The organism is Flavisolibacter ginsenosidimutans (assembly GCF_007970805.1).
In the GTDB taxonomy this organism is placed as follows: Bacteria; Bacteroidota; Bacteroidia; order Chitinophagales; family Chitinophagaceae; genus Flavisolibacter; species Flavisolibacter ginsenosidimutans.
The window spans coordinates 4,842,628-4,856,798 of the sequence record NZ_CP042433.1 but is presented as its reverse complement, the minus strand read 5'-3'; the positions used below and the strand labels follow the sequence as shown (position 1 = coordinate 4,856,798).

The 14,171-nt window shown below is 46.0% G+C and carries 19 protein-coding genes; 6 read left to right on the top strand and 13 right to left on the bottom strand.

Annotation, left to right across the window (positions count from 1 at the left end):
- Positions 1-32 precede the first annotated feature (32 nt).
- Entirely contained in the window at positions 33-929 is an 897-nt protein-coding gene (locus FSB75_RS20695; protein WP_146791353.1) for a glycosyltransferase family protein, read from the bottom strand.
- A gap of 56 nt (positions 930-985) precedes the next feature.
- Between FSB75_RS20695 and FSB75_RS20690 the strand changes: the two genes are divergently transcribed.
- Together FSB75_RS20690 and FSB75_RS20685 are read left to right on the top strand one after the other, a co-directional pair.
- Positions 986-1,885 (top strand): 1-aminocyclopropane-1-carboxylate deaminase/D-cysteine desulfhydrase, encoded by a 900-nt coding sequence (locus tag FSB75_RS20690; RefSeq protein ID WP_146791351.1) that lies wholly within the window; start codon positions 986-988, stop codon positions 1,883-1,885.
- 59 nt (positions 1,886-1,944) lie between these two features.
- Positions 1,945-2,670 (top strand): hypothetical protein, encoded by a 726-nt coding sequence (locus FSB75_RS20685; RefSeq protein ID WP_146791349.1) that lies wholly within the window; start codon positions 1,945-1,947, stop codon positions 2,668-2,670.
- A 59-nt stretch (positions 2,671-2,729) separates the two neighbouring features.
- Here the strand turns inward: FSB75_RS20685 and lipB are convergent, their stop codons facing one another.
- Positions 2,730-3,449 (bottom strand): lipoyl(octanoyl) transferase LipB, encoded by a 720-nt coding sequence (lipB, locus tag FSB75_RS20680; RefSeq protein ID WP_146791347.1) that lies wholly within the window; start codon positions 3,447-3,449, stop codon positions 2,730-2,732.
- Positions 3,450-3,575: 126 nt separating this feature from the next.
- On the opposite strand from lipB, the gene FSB75_RS20675 reads away from it, so the two are divergent.
- The gene (locus tag FSB75_RS20675; protein WP_146791344.1) at positions 3,576-4,625 is read left to right on the top strand and encodes an RluA family pseudouridine synthase; all 1,050 of its coding nucleotides are present in this window, start codon (positions 3,576-3,578) and stop codon (positions 4,623-4,625) included.
- A 132-nt stretch (positions 4,626-4,757) separates the two neighbouring features.
- Here the strand turns inward: FSB75_RS20675 and def are convergent, their stop codons facing one another.
- The 6 genes from def to FSB75_RS20645 all read right to left on the bottom strand — a co-directional run bounded on the left by def (position 4,758) and on the right by FSB75_RS20645 (position 7,899).
- A complete protein-coding gene (gene def / locus FSB75_RS20670; RefSeq protein ID WP_146791342.1) occupies positions 4,758-5,345 on the bottom strand; it encodes a peptide deformylase in 588 nt (195 codons plus the stop codon).
- A gap of 80 nt (positions 5,346-5,425) precedes the next feature.
- Complete coding sequence (gene ruvX / locus FSB75_RS20665; RefSeq protein ID WP_146791340.1) at positions 5,426-5,836, bottom strand: Holliday junction resolvase RuvX; 411 nt, start codon at positions 5,834-5,836, stop codon at positions 5,426-5,428.
- Positions 5,837-5,868: 32 nt separating this feature from the next.
- Entirely contained in the window at positions 5,869-6,825 is a 957-nt protein-coding gene (locus FSB75_RS20660) for a UbiA-like polyprenyltransferase (protein ID WP_146791338.1), read from the bottom strand.
- Entirely contained in the window at positions 6,822-7,157 is a 336-nt protein-coding gene (locus FSB75_RS20655; protein WP_146791336.1) for a type II toxin-antitoxin system RelE family toxin, read from the bottom strand. The genes FSB75_RS20660 and FSB75_RS20655 overlap by 4 nt, the downstream gene beginning before the upstream one ends.
- Positions 7,147-7,359, bottom strand: a complete 213-nt coding sequence (locus FSB75_RS20650; RefSeq protein ID WP_146791334.1) for a hypothetical protein — start codon at positions 7,357-7,359, stop codon at positions 7,147-7,149. Before FSB75_RS20650 ends, FSB75_RS20655 begins: the two co-directional genes overlap by 11 nt.
- 9 nt (positions 7,360-7,368) lie before the next feature.
- Positions 7,369-7,899 carry an RNA methyltransferase gene (locus tag FSB75_RS20645; RefSeq protein ID WP_146791332.1) on the bottom strand — a complete coding sequence of 177 codons (531 nt, stop codon included), beginning with the start codon at positions 7,897-7,899 and terminating at the stop codon, positions 7,369-7,371.
- Positions 7,900-7,994: 95 nt separating this feature from the next.
- Between FSB75_RS20645 and mutS the strand changes: the two genes are divergently transcribed.
- Complete coding sequence (gene mutS / locus FSB75_RS20640) at positions 7,995-10,595, top strand: DNA mismatch repair protein MutS (RefSeq protein WP_146791330.1); 2,601 nt, start codon at positions 7,995-7,997, stop codon at positions 10,593-10,595.
- 17 nt (positions 10,596-10,612) lie between these two features.
- Here mutS and FSB75_RS20635 read toward each other — a convergent pair whose 3' ends face one another.
- The gene (locus FSB75_RS20635) at positions 10,613-11,305 is read right to left on the bottom strand and encodes a 2-C-methyl-D-erythritol 4-phosphate cytidylyltransferase (protein WP_146791328.1); all 693 of its coding nucleotides are present in this window, start codon (positions 11,303-11,305) and stop codon (positions 10,613-10,615) included.
- Positions 11,306-11,453: 148 nt separating this feature from the next.
- On the opposite strand from FSB75_RS20635, the gene FSB75_RS20630 reads away from it, so the two are divergent.
- Positions 11,454-12,521, top strand: coding sequence for an NAD(P)/FAD-dependent oxidoreductase (locus tag FSB75_RS20630; RefSeq protein WP_146791326.1), 1,068 nt, complete (start codon positions 11,454-11,456; stop codon positions 12,519-12,521).
- A 144-nt stretch (positions 12,522-12,665) separates the two neighbouring features.
- A complete protein-coding gene (locus tag FSB75_RS20625; RefSeq protein WP_146791324.1) occupies positions 12,666-12,923 on the top strand; it encodes a hypothetical protein in 258 nt (85 codons plus the stop codon).
- Positions 12,924-12,998: 75 nt separating this feature from the next.
- Here FSB75_RS20625 and FSB75_RS20620 read toward each other — a convergent pair whose 3' ends face one another.
- From FSB75_RS20620 to FSB75_RS20610, 4 genes are all read right to left on the bottom strand, one after another.
- A complete protein-coding gene (locus FSB75_RS20620) occupies positions 12,999-13,226 on the bottom strand; it encodes a hypothetical protein (protein ID WP_146791322.1) in 228 nt (75 codons plus the stop codon).
- A 38-nt stretch (positions 13,227-13,264) separates the two neighbouring features.
- Positions 13,265-13,438, bottom strand: a complete 174-nt coding sequence (locus FSB75_RS21915; protein ID WP_172623243.1) for a hypothetical protein — start codon at positions 13,436-13,438, stop codon at positions 13,265-13,267.
- Between the two features lie 5 nt (positions 13,439-13,443).
- Entirely contained in the window at positions 13,444-13,638 is a 195-nt protein-coding gene (locus FSB75_RS20615; RefSeq protein ID WP_146791320.1) for a hypothetical protein, read from the bottom strand.
- A 99-nt stretch (positions 13,639-13,737) separates the two neighbouring features.
- Positions 13,738-14,031, bottom strand: coding sequence for an HNH endonuclease (locus tag FSB75_RS20610; protein WP_146791318.1), 294 nt, complete (start codon positions 14,029-14,031; stop codon positions 13,738-13,740).
- Between the last annotated feature and the right edge of the window lie 140 nt (positions 14,032-14,171).

Below are 14,171 nucleotides of genomic sequence, written 5' to 3'. Positions count from 1 at the left end.
TAATTCTTCAAATTCCAAATCACCGTTTCGGCTTACCACAACTTGTTGGGATAGGTTTTCTCTCCAATCAACCCGTTGAGCTTTTGCTGTACAATTGGTGCGTCTTCCTTGTAGGTAACGCCAAACCAGGGAGCATTTGTCGGAATCACTTTAATTTTTCCGCGTCCGCTTTTGATGAACTGGTCGGCCACAAACGGGATCAGGAATTCAGCTTTGGGATCGTTCAGGCTTCTACCCAAAAATGCGGCAAACTCCTCGCGGATGTACGGAAATATTGAAGGATGAAAACACCAAAAATTCATTGAAGCTTTTGCCTCTTCAACGATGGACAATTTGGTATCGCCCTGCTCGTCCACCATTTGTCCGTTGTCGCGGTAAACCTTCAGCCGCTCGTTAATGCCTACCATTTCATTGTTAGCGTCTTCGTCAATTACACCGCGGCTAACCGTGCCGTGATCCGACAAAGTATTGGCAAGACGGTAAGCAATGATGCCGTACAAATCTTCGCGGCATTCCATCACCAAAAAGTTATTGGCTTTTACAAAAGCGTCTTCGCCGTAAAAATCATCCGCGTTAATCACCGCAAACGGGCCGCTTACGGCATTGTGTGCACAGAGAATGGCGTGTGCCGTTCCCCAGGGCTTTTTCCGGTCTGCGGGAACCGGCGTTGCGCCCATAAAAGCATCCAGTTCCTGGTACACGTATTCGGTTTCAATTCTGCCTTTCAGCTTGGGTTCAAAAATGGCTTTAAAGTCGTCGGCAAAATCTTTTCGTATGATGAACACCACTTTGCCAAAGCCCGCTTTAACGGCGTCGTAAATGGAGTAGTCCATAATGGTTTCGCCGCTGGGACCAAACTGTTGTATCTGCTTCATGCTGCCGTACCGCGAGGCCATGCCGGCAGCCATAATAACGAGCGTCGGTTTCATATTTGTTTTTTAAAAAATTGCTGCGAAAATAGCCTTTATTTTTATCCCTACTAAGCATGAGTTCTCTGTTTGTACAACCCCGTGTTGATTCGATTTCTTCCTTCTACTCTTTTCCGCAAACGATAGACGTTTTGCGTCTCGATTTGCTTCATCCCGTCGTGTCGGGAAACAAATGGTTCAAGCTAAAAGAATACATCAAAGCGGCAAAAGCCGAAGCCAAAACAACGCTGCTTACGTTCGGCGGTGCGTATTCCAACCACATCGTTGCCACCGCGGCCGCAACGCATTTCATCGGTTTAAAAAGCATCGGCATCATCCGCGGCGAAGAACCGAAAATGCCGTCGCACACGTTGCTTGCGGCAAAAAATTATGGAATGCAATTGTATTTTGTTTCAAGAGAAGAGTACCGCAACAAAAGCGTTCCTCGGCAAGTCTTTGCCGAACACGATGCCGAGAGTATTTACACCCTTCCCGAAGGCGGTTACGGCGCATTGGGCGTACAGGGCGCAAGCGATATTTTGTACCAGAACGAAACAAATTTCTACACACATATCCTTTGTGCCGTCGGCACGGGCACCACGCTTGCCGGGTTGATAAAAGCGTCGCTGCCGCAGCAAAAAGTCATTGGCGTACCGGTTTTAAAAAATGCTTTTTCGCTTCAGCAGGAAATTCAAAACTTATTAACCCAAGAAAAACAAGATGCGTTTGAATTGCTGTGGGATTATCATTTCGGTGGATACGCAAAATATACCGCTGACCTCTTGAATTTTATGAATGAGTTTTACGGACAAACAAACATCCCAACCGATCTTGTTTACACCGGCAAGGCTTTCTTCGCTGCTTTCAATTTGTTGAAGAAGGCCTGTTTCCCGCCGGGCAGCAGGTTGCTGCTGATACACACCGGCGGATTGCAGGGAAATGCCTCGCTGAAAAAAGGGACGTTAATTTTCGACTGAAGAAAACGCTCACTTTTATATTTGCGCTACTCCCTTTGAAGAGGACACAATCAATCAGCATGAGGCGTTTTTTTAGTTTGTCGGTTTTTGTTTTGCTTTCCGTACTCGCGTTCAGCCAGGATACGTTACCCAAATTTAACGTGCGCAACATGGGCATGGACGCCGACGGCAATGCCCGCATTATCATTGGCTGGGTAAACCCTTACGACTCGCTAAAGCAAATCAGCGTGCAACGTTCGCACGACAGTTTAAAAAATTACACAACGCTGGTTACGCTTGCCGACGCGAACGCAAAGTTCAACGGCTTTGCCGACAACAAGGCGCTGAACGACCACATGTTCTATCGCCTCTTTATTGTGAAGAAAGACGGCAGCTATTTTTTTACCGCGCCAAAAAAGCCCGGCTTTGATACCGCGAAAGTTGCGTTGCCGGCAGGGCCAACGGGAAATGCCAACAATCCCATTGGCACAAATCCACGCGAAACACCCGAAATCAAAAAGCCGGAAGTGGTAATTAAAAAGCCCACCTTCGTTCCTTCTTTTTACGTGTACACCAACAAGGACGGCTACGTGTACGTCAACCTTCCTGATGCCGACCGGCAGAAATACCACATCAAGTTTTTTGAAGAAGACGGAAGCCCTTTGTTTGAGATAAAAACCATCAACCGCACGGGGCTTACGCTTGACAAAACCGACTTCATGCACGCCGGTTGGTTTTTGTTTGAACTCTACAACGACGACAAACTTGTGGAGAAAAGCAAGTTTTATTTAACGAAGGAATTTTAGGCGAAGAGAAAAAGGGCTGGATGCCTGTTATCATTTTTCATTGGCGTTCCCCTGTCTTCCTAGTCTTTTTCTCTTAGCTCGGCAAAAAACACTTTCTCGAAATTTCGCTTCAAGCTTTCTTTTACATCTTCAACGGGCACTTCACTTCCCAATTCTTCCTTCATCGAAGTCACCTTTTTGTTTTGAATGCCACAGGGAATGATATGATTGAAATAAGACAGATCGGTGTTCACGTTCAACGCAAAGCCGTGCATGGTAATCCAGCGGCTGCACCGAACACCCATTGCGCAAATTTTCCGTTCGCGGCCTTTTGCATCAGCGTCAATCCACACGCCTGTTTCGCCCTTTGAGCGGCCGGCGTTGATACCAAAATCAGCAAGCGTTAAGATGATGACTTCTTCCAGTTCGCGCAGGTAACGGCCAATGTCGGTGTAAAATTTTTCGAGATCTAAAATGGGATAGCCAACAATCTGCTGCGGCCCGTGAAAAGTAATGTCGCCGCCACGGTTGGTATGATAAAATTCAATGCCCCTGGCTTTCCTTTCTTCTTCGTTAATCAACACGTGTTCAATTTTACCGCTCTTGCCCAAAGTGTAAACGGGCGGATGCTCGACGAAGAGTAAATAGTTTGCAGTTGGCAGTTGGCAGTTGGCAATGGCGTCGGTCGCTTCTTTTTTTATACGCAAATTTTTTTGCAACAAGGATTCCTGGTAATCCCAGGCTGCTTTGTACTCCACTCGCCCCAAATCTTTAAATTCAACGATCTGCTTTTCACGCATGGTGCAAAACTACATTGAAGTTAGACGTGAAACGAAAGCGATGATACCGTAACGTCTTTATCTCCATCGTTCACAACGTTCTCACGTTTGACGTTTCACGTCTCACGTTATTTATTTTTGCAGGCTATGGCCGAAGAAATCAATTCAAAAGCAGACGAACCGGAAAGCAGCGATGAACTTTACGAGCGGTTTGTTTTTAACGCCGACAAAGGCCAGGAGCCTTACCGCATTGACAAGTTTTTGATGAACCGCATTGAAGGCGCTACCCGCAACAAATTGCAGCAAGCCATCAATACGGGATTGGTTCTGGTGAACGGCAAAGAAGTGAAGCAGAATTACAAAATCAAAGCCTTTGACCAAATCATTGTTTACTCCGATCTGCATCCCGAGTCAACGGACGTTGTTCCCGAAAATATTCCGCTGAACATTGTTCACGAAGACGAAGACATCATTATCGTAAATAAACCGGCAGGATTGGTAGTGCATCCCGGTAGCGGCAATTACCGCGGCACGTTACTCAACGGCATCGCTTATCATCTTCAACAAACAAATCCTTCCGTCTCCGAGGAAACACTGCCTCGCTTTGGCCTTGTGCATCGCATTGACAAAAACACGAGCGGCTTGCTGGTGTTGGCCAAAACCGACAAGGCCATGCGGCAACTCGCCAAGCAATTTTACGATCACACCGTAAAGCGTCAATACCTGGCGTTGGTTTGGGGCGATATGCAAAACGACGAGGGAACGATCATCGCACACGTTGGGAGAAACCTTCGCTTCCGCAAATTGTTCGAGGCCTATCCCGAAGGCGATCACGGCAAAGAAGCCATTACGCATTACAAAGTAGTGGAACGTTTTAATTACGTAACCTTGGTACAATGCATACTGGAAACAGGCCGCACTCACCAGATTCGCGTACACATGAAATACATTGGCCACCCGCTCTTCAACGATGATTTTTACGGCGGCGACAAGATTGTAAAAGGAACCATTTTTAGCAAGTACAAACAGTTTGTGGACAACTGCTTTGCCATTTGTCCGCGACAGGCCCTGCACGCAAAAACATTGGGCTTTGTCCACCCGGCAACGGGCAAAGAAGTTTTCTTTGAAAGTGATCTGCCCTATGACATGGCGAAGGTGATTGAGAAGTGGCGGGAATATTCAAAAACAAAGAGCTGATGTTTGAACCACGATTTGGGCGGATTTAAAGGATCAGGAAGACAGAGAAACAGTCTTATAAAGAAAGAGTCGTTTACTACTGAGTGACTCTTTCTTTCCTGTAAATCCAAATAACCCAAATTCCAGTTCAGATTATTTTTTCGGAAACAGCATTTTGTAATCAACCCTGATTGCACCCTTTGAGATGTCGTTCAGTTTGCGGCCAAGAAGTTTGCGCTTTAAAGGCGAGAGGTGATCAATGAAAAGCTTGCCGTCAATGTGATCGTATTCGTGCAGAATGATGCGGCCCGTAACGCCGTCAAAGGTTTTGGTGTGCTCCCGGAAATTTTCATCCATGTATTTCAAGGTTACTTCTTCGGCACGGTAAATGTCCTCGCGAATTTTTGGAATGCTCAAACATCCTTCGTTGTAAGGCCAGTCTTCACCGGCTTCTTCTACAATGTGTGCGTTAATAAAAACCTGCTTGATGCCGGGTGCGTCAGGATAATCAGTTTCTTTTCTTTCATCATCATCCATGTTGGCAAAAATCTGCGCACTGTCCACCACAAACAACCGAATGGATTTGTTGATTTGTGGTGCGGCCAATCCCACGCCGTTGCTGGCGTACATGGTTTCCCACATGTCTTCAATCAGTTTATCAAGGCCGGGATAGTCTGGCGTTATATCTTTTGCTACTTCGCGCAAAACAGGATGGCCGTAAGCTATTATTGGAAAAATCATTCGATTGCAGGTTTCAGATTTGCGATTTTAGATTATCGCCAAAGGTAGGCCATCAAAATCCGCAATCAGCAATCGTAAATCTAAAATTTCCGGATGTATTCCTGCAGCATAATGGTTGCTGCAATCTCATCCACCAAGGCCTTGTTCTGACGCTGCTTTTTTTTAAGGCCCATTTGCAGTATGGCTTGCGAAGCCATCTTTGACGTGAAGCGTTCGTCGACCTCTTTAATAGGAATTTCCGGAATGTGCTTCTGAAAAGCCTGTATAAAATGGCGCACCAGCGGCGTGGCGTGAGTATCGGAATCGTCCATGTTCGTCGGCATGCCAATGATAACTTCTTCGACTGTTTCTTTTGCAAGATACTCTTTCAAAAAAGTCATGAGCTTCGGTGTTTCAACGGTTGTTAAGCCTGTGGCTATAATTTTCAACGGATCGGTTACGGCAATGCCGGTGCGTTTTTTTCCGTAATCAATGGAGAGAATCCGTCCCAATAACTTTAATTCTGAATGAGTAATGATTGGCCTCAACGCAGAAATAAATCCGCAATCACAAATACCGCAAACACAACGCTGGCAATGCCGTTGGCCGTCATAAAGGCGAGGTTCACCCGACGCAAATCGTTTGGTTTTACAACGGAATGTTGATAAAGCAACATGCCGCCAAAAACCAACACGCCAATCCAGTACAACCAACCAAAATCGCCCAGTTTACCGGCGGCCATTACAGAAGCGGCACTTAACAAATGCAATACTTCCGAAACACGCAGAGCCTTTGCTTTTCCGAGCCATGCCGGAATGGAATAAAGCCGGTTGGCTTTGTCAAATTCCTCATCCTGCAAGGCATAAATAATGTCAAAGCCGCTTACCCAAAAAATAACGGCAAACGAAAACAAAATGGGTAGCCAGTTGAATTTTCCGGTAACCGCTAAATAAGCACCGATTGGTGCAAGGGATAACCCCAACCCAAGTATCATGTGGCAAAGCGGCGTGAAGCGTTTGGTATAACTATAGCCTAACACAACAGCCAACGCTACCGGTGAAAGAAAGAAGCAAATACGGTTGATGAAAAACGTCGCGGTGATAAACAGCAAGCAACTGATGATGGTGAAGACCAAAGCATTTTTTGGCGTGATAATACCTTTGGGAATTTCCCGGATAGCGGTTCGTGGATTAATTGCGTCCCATTTTCTATCGAGATAACGGTTAAAAGCCATCGCTGCGCTGCGAGCGGTAATCATGCAGATCAGAATAAGCAAAAACTTTAAAATATATGTTCGCTGGTCGAAAAAAAGCGGGCGGTTCCACCCCCATCCAATAGTTCGATTCAAGTTCCATTGCTCTGTGCCGAATAACGTTGGCATACTATCGTCCAAAAACAAACCAGACTTAATAGCCAGAAAAAACCCAATCAACGCAAAGGGCATGGCGAAGATGGTGTGCGAAAACTTAATAAGAGAGAGATAATTTTTTACGGTTGTCATAAATTTTTTAGGTAGGATTCTAATCGCTTTTTGATTTCCGTATCAGAGATCGTTTGCTGATCAGACTTGTCGTAAATACTGATTAAGAGTACAAATTCATCCTGAACAAAAATATGTGTAATCACCCGCCCACCACCGCTCTTACCCTTTCCTTTGCTTGTAATAGCAAGCCGGATTTTATAAGAATTGTTGCCAAGCGGTTTACCCTGAACTGGATTTTCTTTTAGCGAATTAATAAGCGTTTGCAGGTCATTTTTAAAAGAAGCGTGCTTCTTGGAAAGAAACTTCAATTCTCGTTCACATTCAGGGGTAAGGACAACTCTATAACTCATCCAAAACCTCTTGTGCGTCTCTTAATTGAATTTTTCCCTTGATGAAATCCGCCGCTTGTTTCGCACCTCTTTGAATTGAATCAAGAATCTCATCTTTCGTGCGGTCTGGATAAATTTCTATTTTCACCTTCATTTGTTTCAAAACTTGCAACACTTCCCTTGCCTGCTCAGCATTTTTCGGTTTTACAATGATTGTGTCCATACCGCAAATTTAGCCCGAAATCTTTGCCCGCACCAATTCCCAAAGCACTACTCCCGCCGCTGTAGCCACGTTTAACGAATGCTTCATGCCCAGTTGCGGAATCTCAATCACTCCATCGCACAAAGCAATTGTGCTTTGCTCTACGCCGGTTACTTCGTTTCCAAAAATCACGGCAATTTTATCATCGTCCACTTCGAAAGAACCAAGTTTCCAACTGTCCACTGCTTGTTCTATTGCATAAACTTTATAGCCTTGTGTTTTCAGTTCATCAATGCCTTCGCTGATATTTTTGAAATACTTCCATGCTACGGTGTCTTCTGCGCCCAAAGCTGTTTTTTTAATTTCCTTGTGCGGCGGGTAAGCCGTGTAACCGCAGATGTAAATCCCTTCCAAAAGAAAGGCATCGGCCGTGCGAAAAATGGAGCCCACGTTGTACGCACTTCGAATGTTTTCCATCACCGCAATCACGGGAATCTTTTCCGATTGCCGGAATTCCTCCACCGACTTGCGGCCCAATTCGTTCATGCTCAATTTTCGCATTCCGTTTTGTTTGCGTGCAAATGTAAGTGCGGCTTTCGCGTGGATAAAAAAAGCAGCCGAAACGCCACTGCACCGCTATTTTTGTCGTCATCACCATGAGCAAAACAAAGCCCGCCGAAACACCGCTGATGCAGCAGCACAAAGCCATCAAGGCAAAGTATCCTGATGCCATTTTGCTGTTTCGCGTGGGAGACTTTTATGAAACGTTTGGACAAGATGCGGTCATTGCTTCACAGGTTCTGGGCATTACGTTAACAAAGCGAAACAACGGCAGCGCAGCAGACAATGAGTTGGCCGGATTTCCGCATCACGCACTCGATACTTATTTGCACAAGTTGGTGAAAGCCGGTTACCGCGTGGCTATTTGCGATCAGCTCGAAGACCCAAAAGCAGCGAAGGGAATTGTAAAACGCGGCGTAACCGAAATGGTGACGCCGGGAACAGCAACAAACGACAAGCTTCTTGATTTCAGCGCCAATAATTTTTTAGCAGCCATTCATTTTTCGGATGCACAATACGGCCTTGCCTTTCTTGATATTTCCACCGGCGAATTTTTTATTGCCGAAGGCGATAGGGAATATGCCGATAAATTGTTGAGTGGTTTTAAACCTGCAGAAGTCATTTATCAACGTCATCATCAACGCAGGTTCAAAGAAGAATTCGGAAGCAAATTTTACACGTACACGCTTGATGAGTGGATTTTCACGCAGGCGTATGCCGAAGAAAGTTTGCTGAAACATTTCGACACGCATTCGCTGAAAGGCTTTGGCGTCGAAGGCTCCGGCGCTGGCTTAATTGCCGCCGGCGCAATTCTCCACTATTTAAAAGAAACCGAGCACCCGAATCTTCAGCACATCACTTCTGTTCATAGCCTTGAACAAGCTGATTTTTTGTGGATGGACCGTTTCACCATTCGCAATCTTGAACTCATTCACCGCAGCAACGAAGGCAGCAAAACACTGCTCGATGTTTTGGATGCAACCGTTACACCAATGGGCGCAAGAATGCTCAAGCGATGGATTGTTTTTCCGTTGAAAGACATCCAAAAAATCAACGAGCGGCTGAATACCGTTGAGCATTTTATTTTAACTACCGACGTTCGTGCCAAGCTATTGCAAGCCTTGCGCCAATGCGGCGACATGGAACGACTGGTTTCAAAAATTCCGCTGAAGAAAATCAATCCGCGTGAACTCCTGCAACTGGCAAGATCATTAAAGCAAATCGAAAGCATCAAACAGCTTTGCACCGAAAGCAACAACGATTACCTGAAGCGTTTGGGCGATGCGATCAATCCCTGCCGCTATATTGCCGATAAGATTTTCAAGACTATTGTGGACAATCCGCCGGCGTTGGCGGCAAAGGGCGGCTTCATTAACAAAGATGTAAATGTGGATCTGGATGCGCTTCGAAACATTGCGCACAACGGCAAAGAATATCTTTTGCAATTGCAGCAGAAAGAAAGCGAAGCTACGGGCATCACATCGCTGAAGATTGCATACAACAACGTATTTGGTTATTATCTCGAAGTAACCAACGCACACAAAGCAAAGGTTCCCGCCGAATGGATGCGCAAGCAAACGCTTGCCAATGCCGAACGCTACATCACTCCTGAATTAAAAGAGTACGAAGAAAAAATTACCGGTGCAGAGGAAAAGATTTTAACCATCGAGTTGCAACTGTTTGATGCCTTGCTGAACGAGCTGCACGATTTTATTCAACCGGTACAAACAGATGCGCAGATTGCGGCTACTTTGGATTGCCTTTGTTGTTTTGCAACCAATGCGCTTCAATTCAATTACAAAAAGCCAGTCCTGCACGAAGGTGACGAAATAGAAATTAAAGAAGGCCGTCACCCGGTAATTGAACGCAGTTTGCCGCAAGGCGAATCGTACATCAGCAACGATTTGTTGCTAAACAAAGACGAACAGCAAATCATCATTCTTACCGGTCCGAACATGAGCGGTAAATCGGCTCTGTTGCGACAAACTGCGCTGATAACATTGATGGCGCACACGGGCAGTTTTGTCCCAGCTAGTGAAGCAAGAATTTCGCTGACGGATAAGATTTTTACCCGTGTCGGTGCTTCGGATAACTTGAGTGCCGGCGAAAGCACCTTTATGGTGGAGATGAACGAAACGGCGTCTATCATCAACAACGTTTCGTCTCGGTGTTTGATACTGCTCGATGAAATTGGAAGAGGCACATCAACCTATGATGGTATTTCTATCGCCTGGAGCATTGTTGAACATTTGCATTTGGCACCGGAAAAACCCAAAACTTTTTTTGCGACACACTACCACGAGTTGAACGAGTTGGAAAACAAATTGCCGCGGGTGAAAAACTTTCACGTCACCAACAAAGAGGTAGGCAACAAAATTATTTTCCTGCGCAAGCTGGCGCCGGGCGGCAGCACGCACAGCTTTGGCATTCACGTGGCAAAGATGGCCGGTATGCCGCAAAGCCTTGTGCAACGGGCAACCGAGGTGTTGAAGCAATTGGAAGCAAAACACGTGGATGGGGCACTTACCGAAAACGTAAAAAACCTTTCGACGCCAAAACTTCAACTGAGCATTTTTGATGCGCACAGCCAAACATTCGACGACATTCGTCAGATGCTTGAGGGCATTGACATCAATCGCTTAACTCCTGTAGAAGCTTTGTTGAAATTGAATGAGATAAAGAATTTGTTGAAATAGCAGGCAATGTTGCGGCTTCACACGGACTGCGGCGACAGGTTTGCTTCCAACAACTTTTCTGCAATCAGCAAATCCACCGGCCGCGTAATTTTTAAATTATTCTCCTCGCCTTCTATCAGCGAAATTTTCAGGCCGTAGGCTTCTACCACCGTTGCTTCGTCGGTAAAGCGTTCCTTAAAATCTATTTCAAAAGCCGGACGCAAAATGCGGCTGTGAAAAGTTTGCGGCGTTTGCACCAGTACTACTTTGTTGCGGTCGAGGACTTCGTTATCATTGAGCTCTTCGTTGAGCAAACGAACGCTGTCACGGGAAATGGTTACCGGCACGGCGCTGCCCATGCGCAAGGCGTGTTCGTAACAGCGTTGAATCAGGTCCACCGTTACCAAACAACGCACCGCGTCGTGCACAAAAATGATGGCATCGCTGTGTATTAACCGCAAGCCGTTTTGCACGGAATGAAATCGCGTTTCGCCGCCCGATGTTATTTGAATGCGGTTGTAATCAAAGTAAGCGTCAATGATCTCGCGGCCCATGTCGGCATAGTCCTCTGGCAAAACCAAAACAAGCTGCAGATCGTCGAAGGCCTCCAAAAAAGTTTTGATGGTGTAGTACAAAACGGGCTTGCCGTGCAACAACAAAAACTGCTTGGGTACCGCACTTCCCATGCGCTTGCCCGACCCTCCGGCGACGATGATTGCATACTTGTTCATAGCAAAGAAATGGACGGGCAAATTAAGGAGAATTCAGGAGACAGGAGGTAGGAGATAGAATTTAGAAAACAATTTCACAGCCCACCCTAACCTCCTACATTCCACCTCCTACATTCCACCTCCTATCTCCTTACTCTACCTTCGCGCCATGCAAACCGATGTACTGATTGTTGGACAAGGCATTTGCGGCACTTTGCTTTCGTGGTGGCTTCACAAGGAAGGCAAATCGTTTATGGTGATTGACGACGGTGCGGAAAACTCGTCGTCGAAAATAGCGGCGGGCATCATCAATCCCGTTACCGGCCGGCGTTACGTTCGTACCTGGATGGCCGAAGAATTGTCCGGCTTTGCACAAACAACCTATACCGAACTGGGTCAATATCTCGACGCCGTTCTTCTTTACGGCCGAAACATCATTGATTTTTTCCCTTCACCGCAAATGCGCAATGCCTTTATCGAGCGCATCTCGGAAAACGATACTTTTCTTCGTGCCTATCCCGATCAAAACCGTTTCAATGAATTTTTCCATTACGATTTTGGCTGCGGCGAAATCGGGCCGGCCTACTCGGTCAGCCTTCAAATCCTTCTCTCTTTGTGGCAAAAAAAGCTGGCGGCAATGCAAGCCTTGCACGAAGAAAAATTCAGGATAGAAGAATTACAGGTAAAAGAAGACGGCGTGCAATACGGAAACATCTCGGCACAAAAAATTGTTTTTTGCGAGGGCATTCTTGCAACAGATAATCCCTGGTTTTCGCTCCTGCCTTTTTCAGCCATCAAAGGTGAAGCCCTCGTGATTGAATGCGAAGATTTGCCTGTCGATCATGTGTTCAAAAGAGGAATAATGCTTGCGCCGCTGCCGCAAAAAAATACCTTTTGGGTCGGTTCAAATTATCAATGGGAATTTGAAGACGGCAAACCATCCGAACAATTTTTTACCGCAACTACCAACGCTCTGAACCGCTGGCTAAAAAAGCCGTACAAAGTAATTGAACACAAGGCAGCGGTGCGTCCGGCAACTGTTGAACGCAGGCCTTTTGTAGGCTTTCATCCTGTGTTTCAAAATGTGGGAATTTTAAACGGAATGGGAACAAAAGGAACATCGCTTGCGCCTTTTTTTGCGCACCAATTGGCGCAGCACATCGTGTACAATTATCCGCTTGCACCCGAAGCGGATGTAAAGCGTTTTAGCCGCATGCTTTCCGGTCGTTATGAATGAGCAACGGCCAATCGGCAACAGGCAAAACCTAAACAAGCGGGTGAACTTGCGCCTGAGTATTATTCATTGCCATTGCTTGTTGCCGATTGGCCGTTGAATATTGCCAATTCACAGCAAGGTCTTTTCTTTGCAGAAATCAATTTTATGGCGTGTGAATTTTCTCTTCCTTTTTCGGGAAATGCCGAAGACGTTTTAGCCAAAGCGCGGCGGGCCGTAGAAGGACAAGGCGGGAACTTTAACGGCGATACAAGCCGCGGCGATTTCAACGTGTCTGTTTTTGGAAACAAGATCGTGGGTGCCTACACCGTAGGCGGGCAAAGCCTGCAAATAAACATTACCGACAAGCCCTTTATGGTTCCGTGCAGTGCTATTGAAAGCTTTTTGAAAAATCAGTTGGGCTAATTGGTTGACCGGTTGATTAGTTGATTTGTGCATAACCAATTAACCAGTCAACTAATCAACCGGTCAACCAATCAACTACTTCTTCTCCAACGTTTCTCTTCTAATCTCCTCGTCGCTCACCGTATCCTCTTCTGCGTGCGGATTTCCGCCGTCCATCTTCTGGCTTTGTCCCGTGGCGGCTTTTTCAATTTTTGCTTTGTCTCTTGCTTCCGACTCTGCATGAGTATCGGTAAACGTGCTGCCTTTCTCGTTCAGTTCTTCGCGATACGCCCTGTTTGGATCGCCGTAATTTTTGTTTTCCATAAAAACGTTTGTCTTGTTTAGCAATAACGGTTTTCTGCTTAAGGCCTGTCGTACGTAATGTTTCTTTTCTCGCCGGGCTTTTCTGTTTTGTTGCTTTCCTCTGTATGTTCGGGCATTACCGGCTCGCCGTTTTTGCCCACTTGCACAAAAGCCTTGTCGGTGTTCTTGAGCGGATGGTCCTGCTGTTCAAACTTTCCTTTGTCGTTGTCCATAACGCTTATTTTTTGTGATTGCCTTCTTCTTGCATGTTGCCGCCCAACTCACCGTTGCGCATGTGACCTTCTATTTTGTCCAACGGCCTTCTTTCGTTGTCTTCTTCAATAGTAGAAACCGTGTTGGCTGCGCCAAATTGTTCATCTGTGTTTTTGCCATCAGGCTTTTGCAGCGGTTCTTTTTCTTCGTTCCGGTTCATAAGAAAATTTAGAGAGTGTTGCGAAAGAATTATGCCAACGTAAACGGTTTTAAAATTCCTTTGTGCAGCCTGAAGCATTCCGCGTTGTGAACGATCGTATCAGGCTTTATTCTTGCGCACCGACCCATCATAAAATTGCGGTTCCTTCTTCGCCACCCATTTCAAAAAGTTAGCGATCTCTTCGTCAGCCTTTAATTTTTCAATGGTGTTATAATGCCGCTTCAGTTCCATTTCGGTAAATACCGAATGAATTTTATCGTGACAGATTTTGTGCAGCAAAACCGTCGTGGTTCCTTTGCCGCCCTTGCTCAAAGGCAGCAAGTGATGGCGGTTATACGGATGCGCCAACGGCCGGCCGCACAAAGGACAATCAACATCGAGTTCTTCGCTCATAACTGCAAAAAAACAAGAAGCATACCTTAAACGGTTTGTGATTGGCGGTTTCTTTTCCTTTGGCCCTTCGCTCCGTGCGAAACAGTTTTATGAACCAAGAGTTCGTCTATCCATTAAGCTTTCGATGCATCGTCATGAAA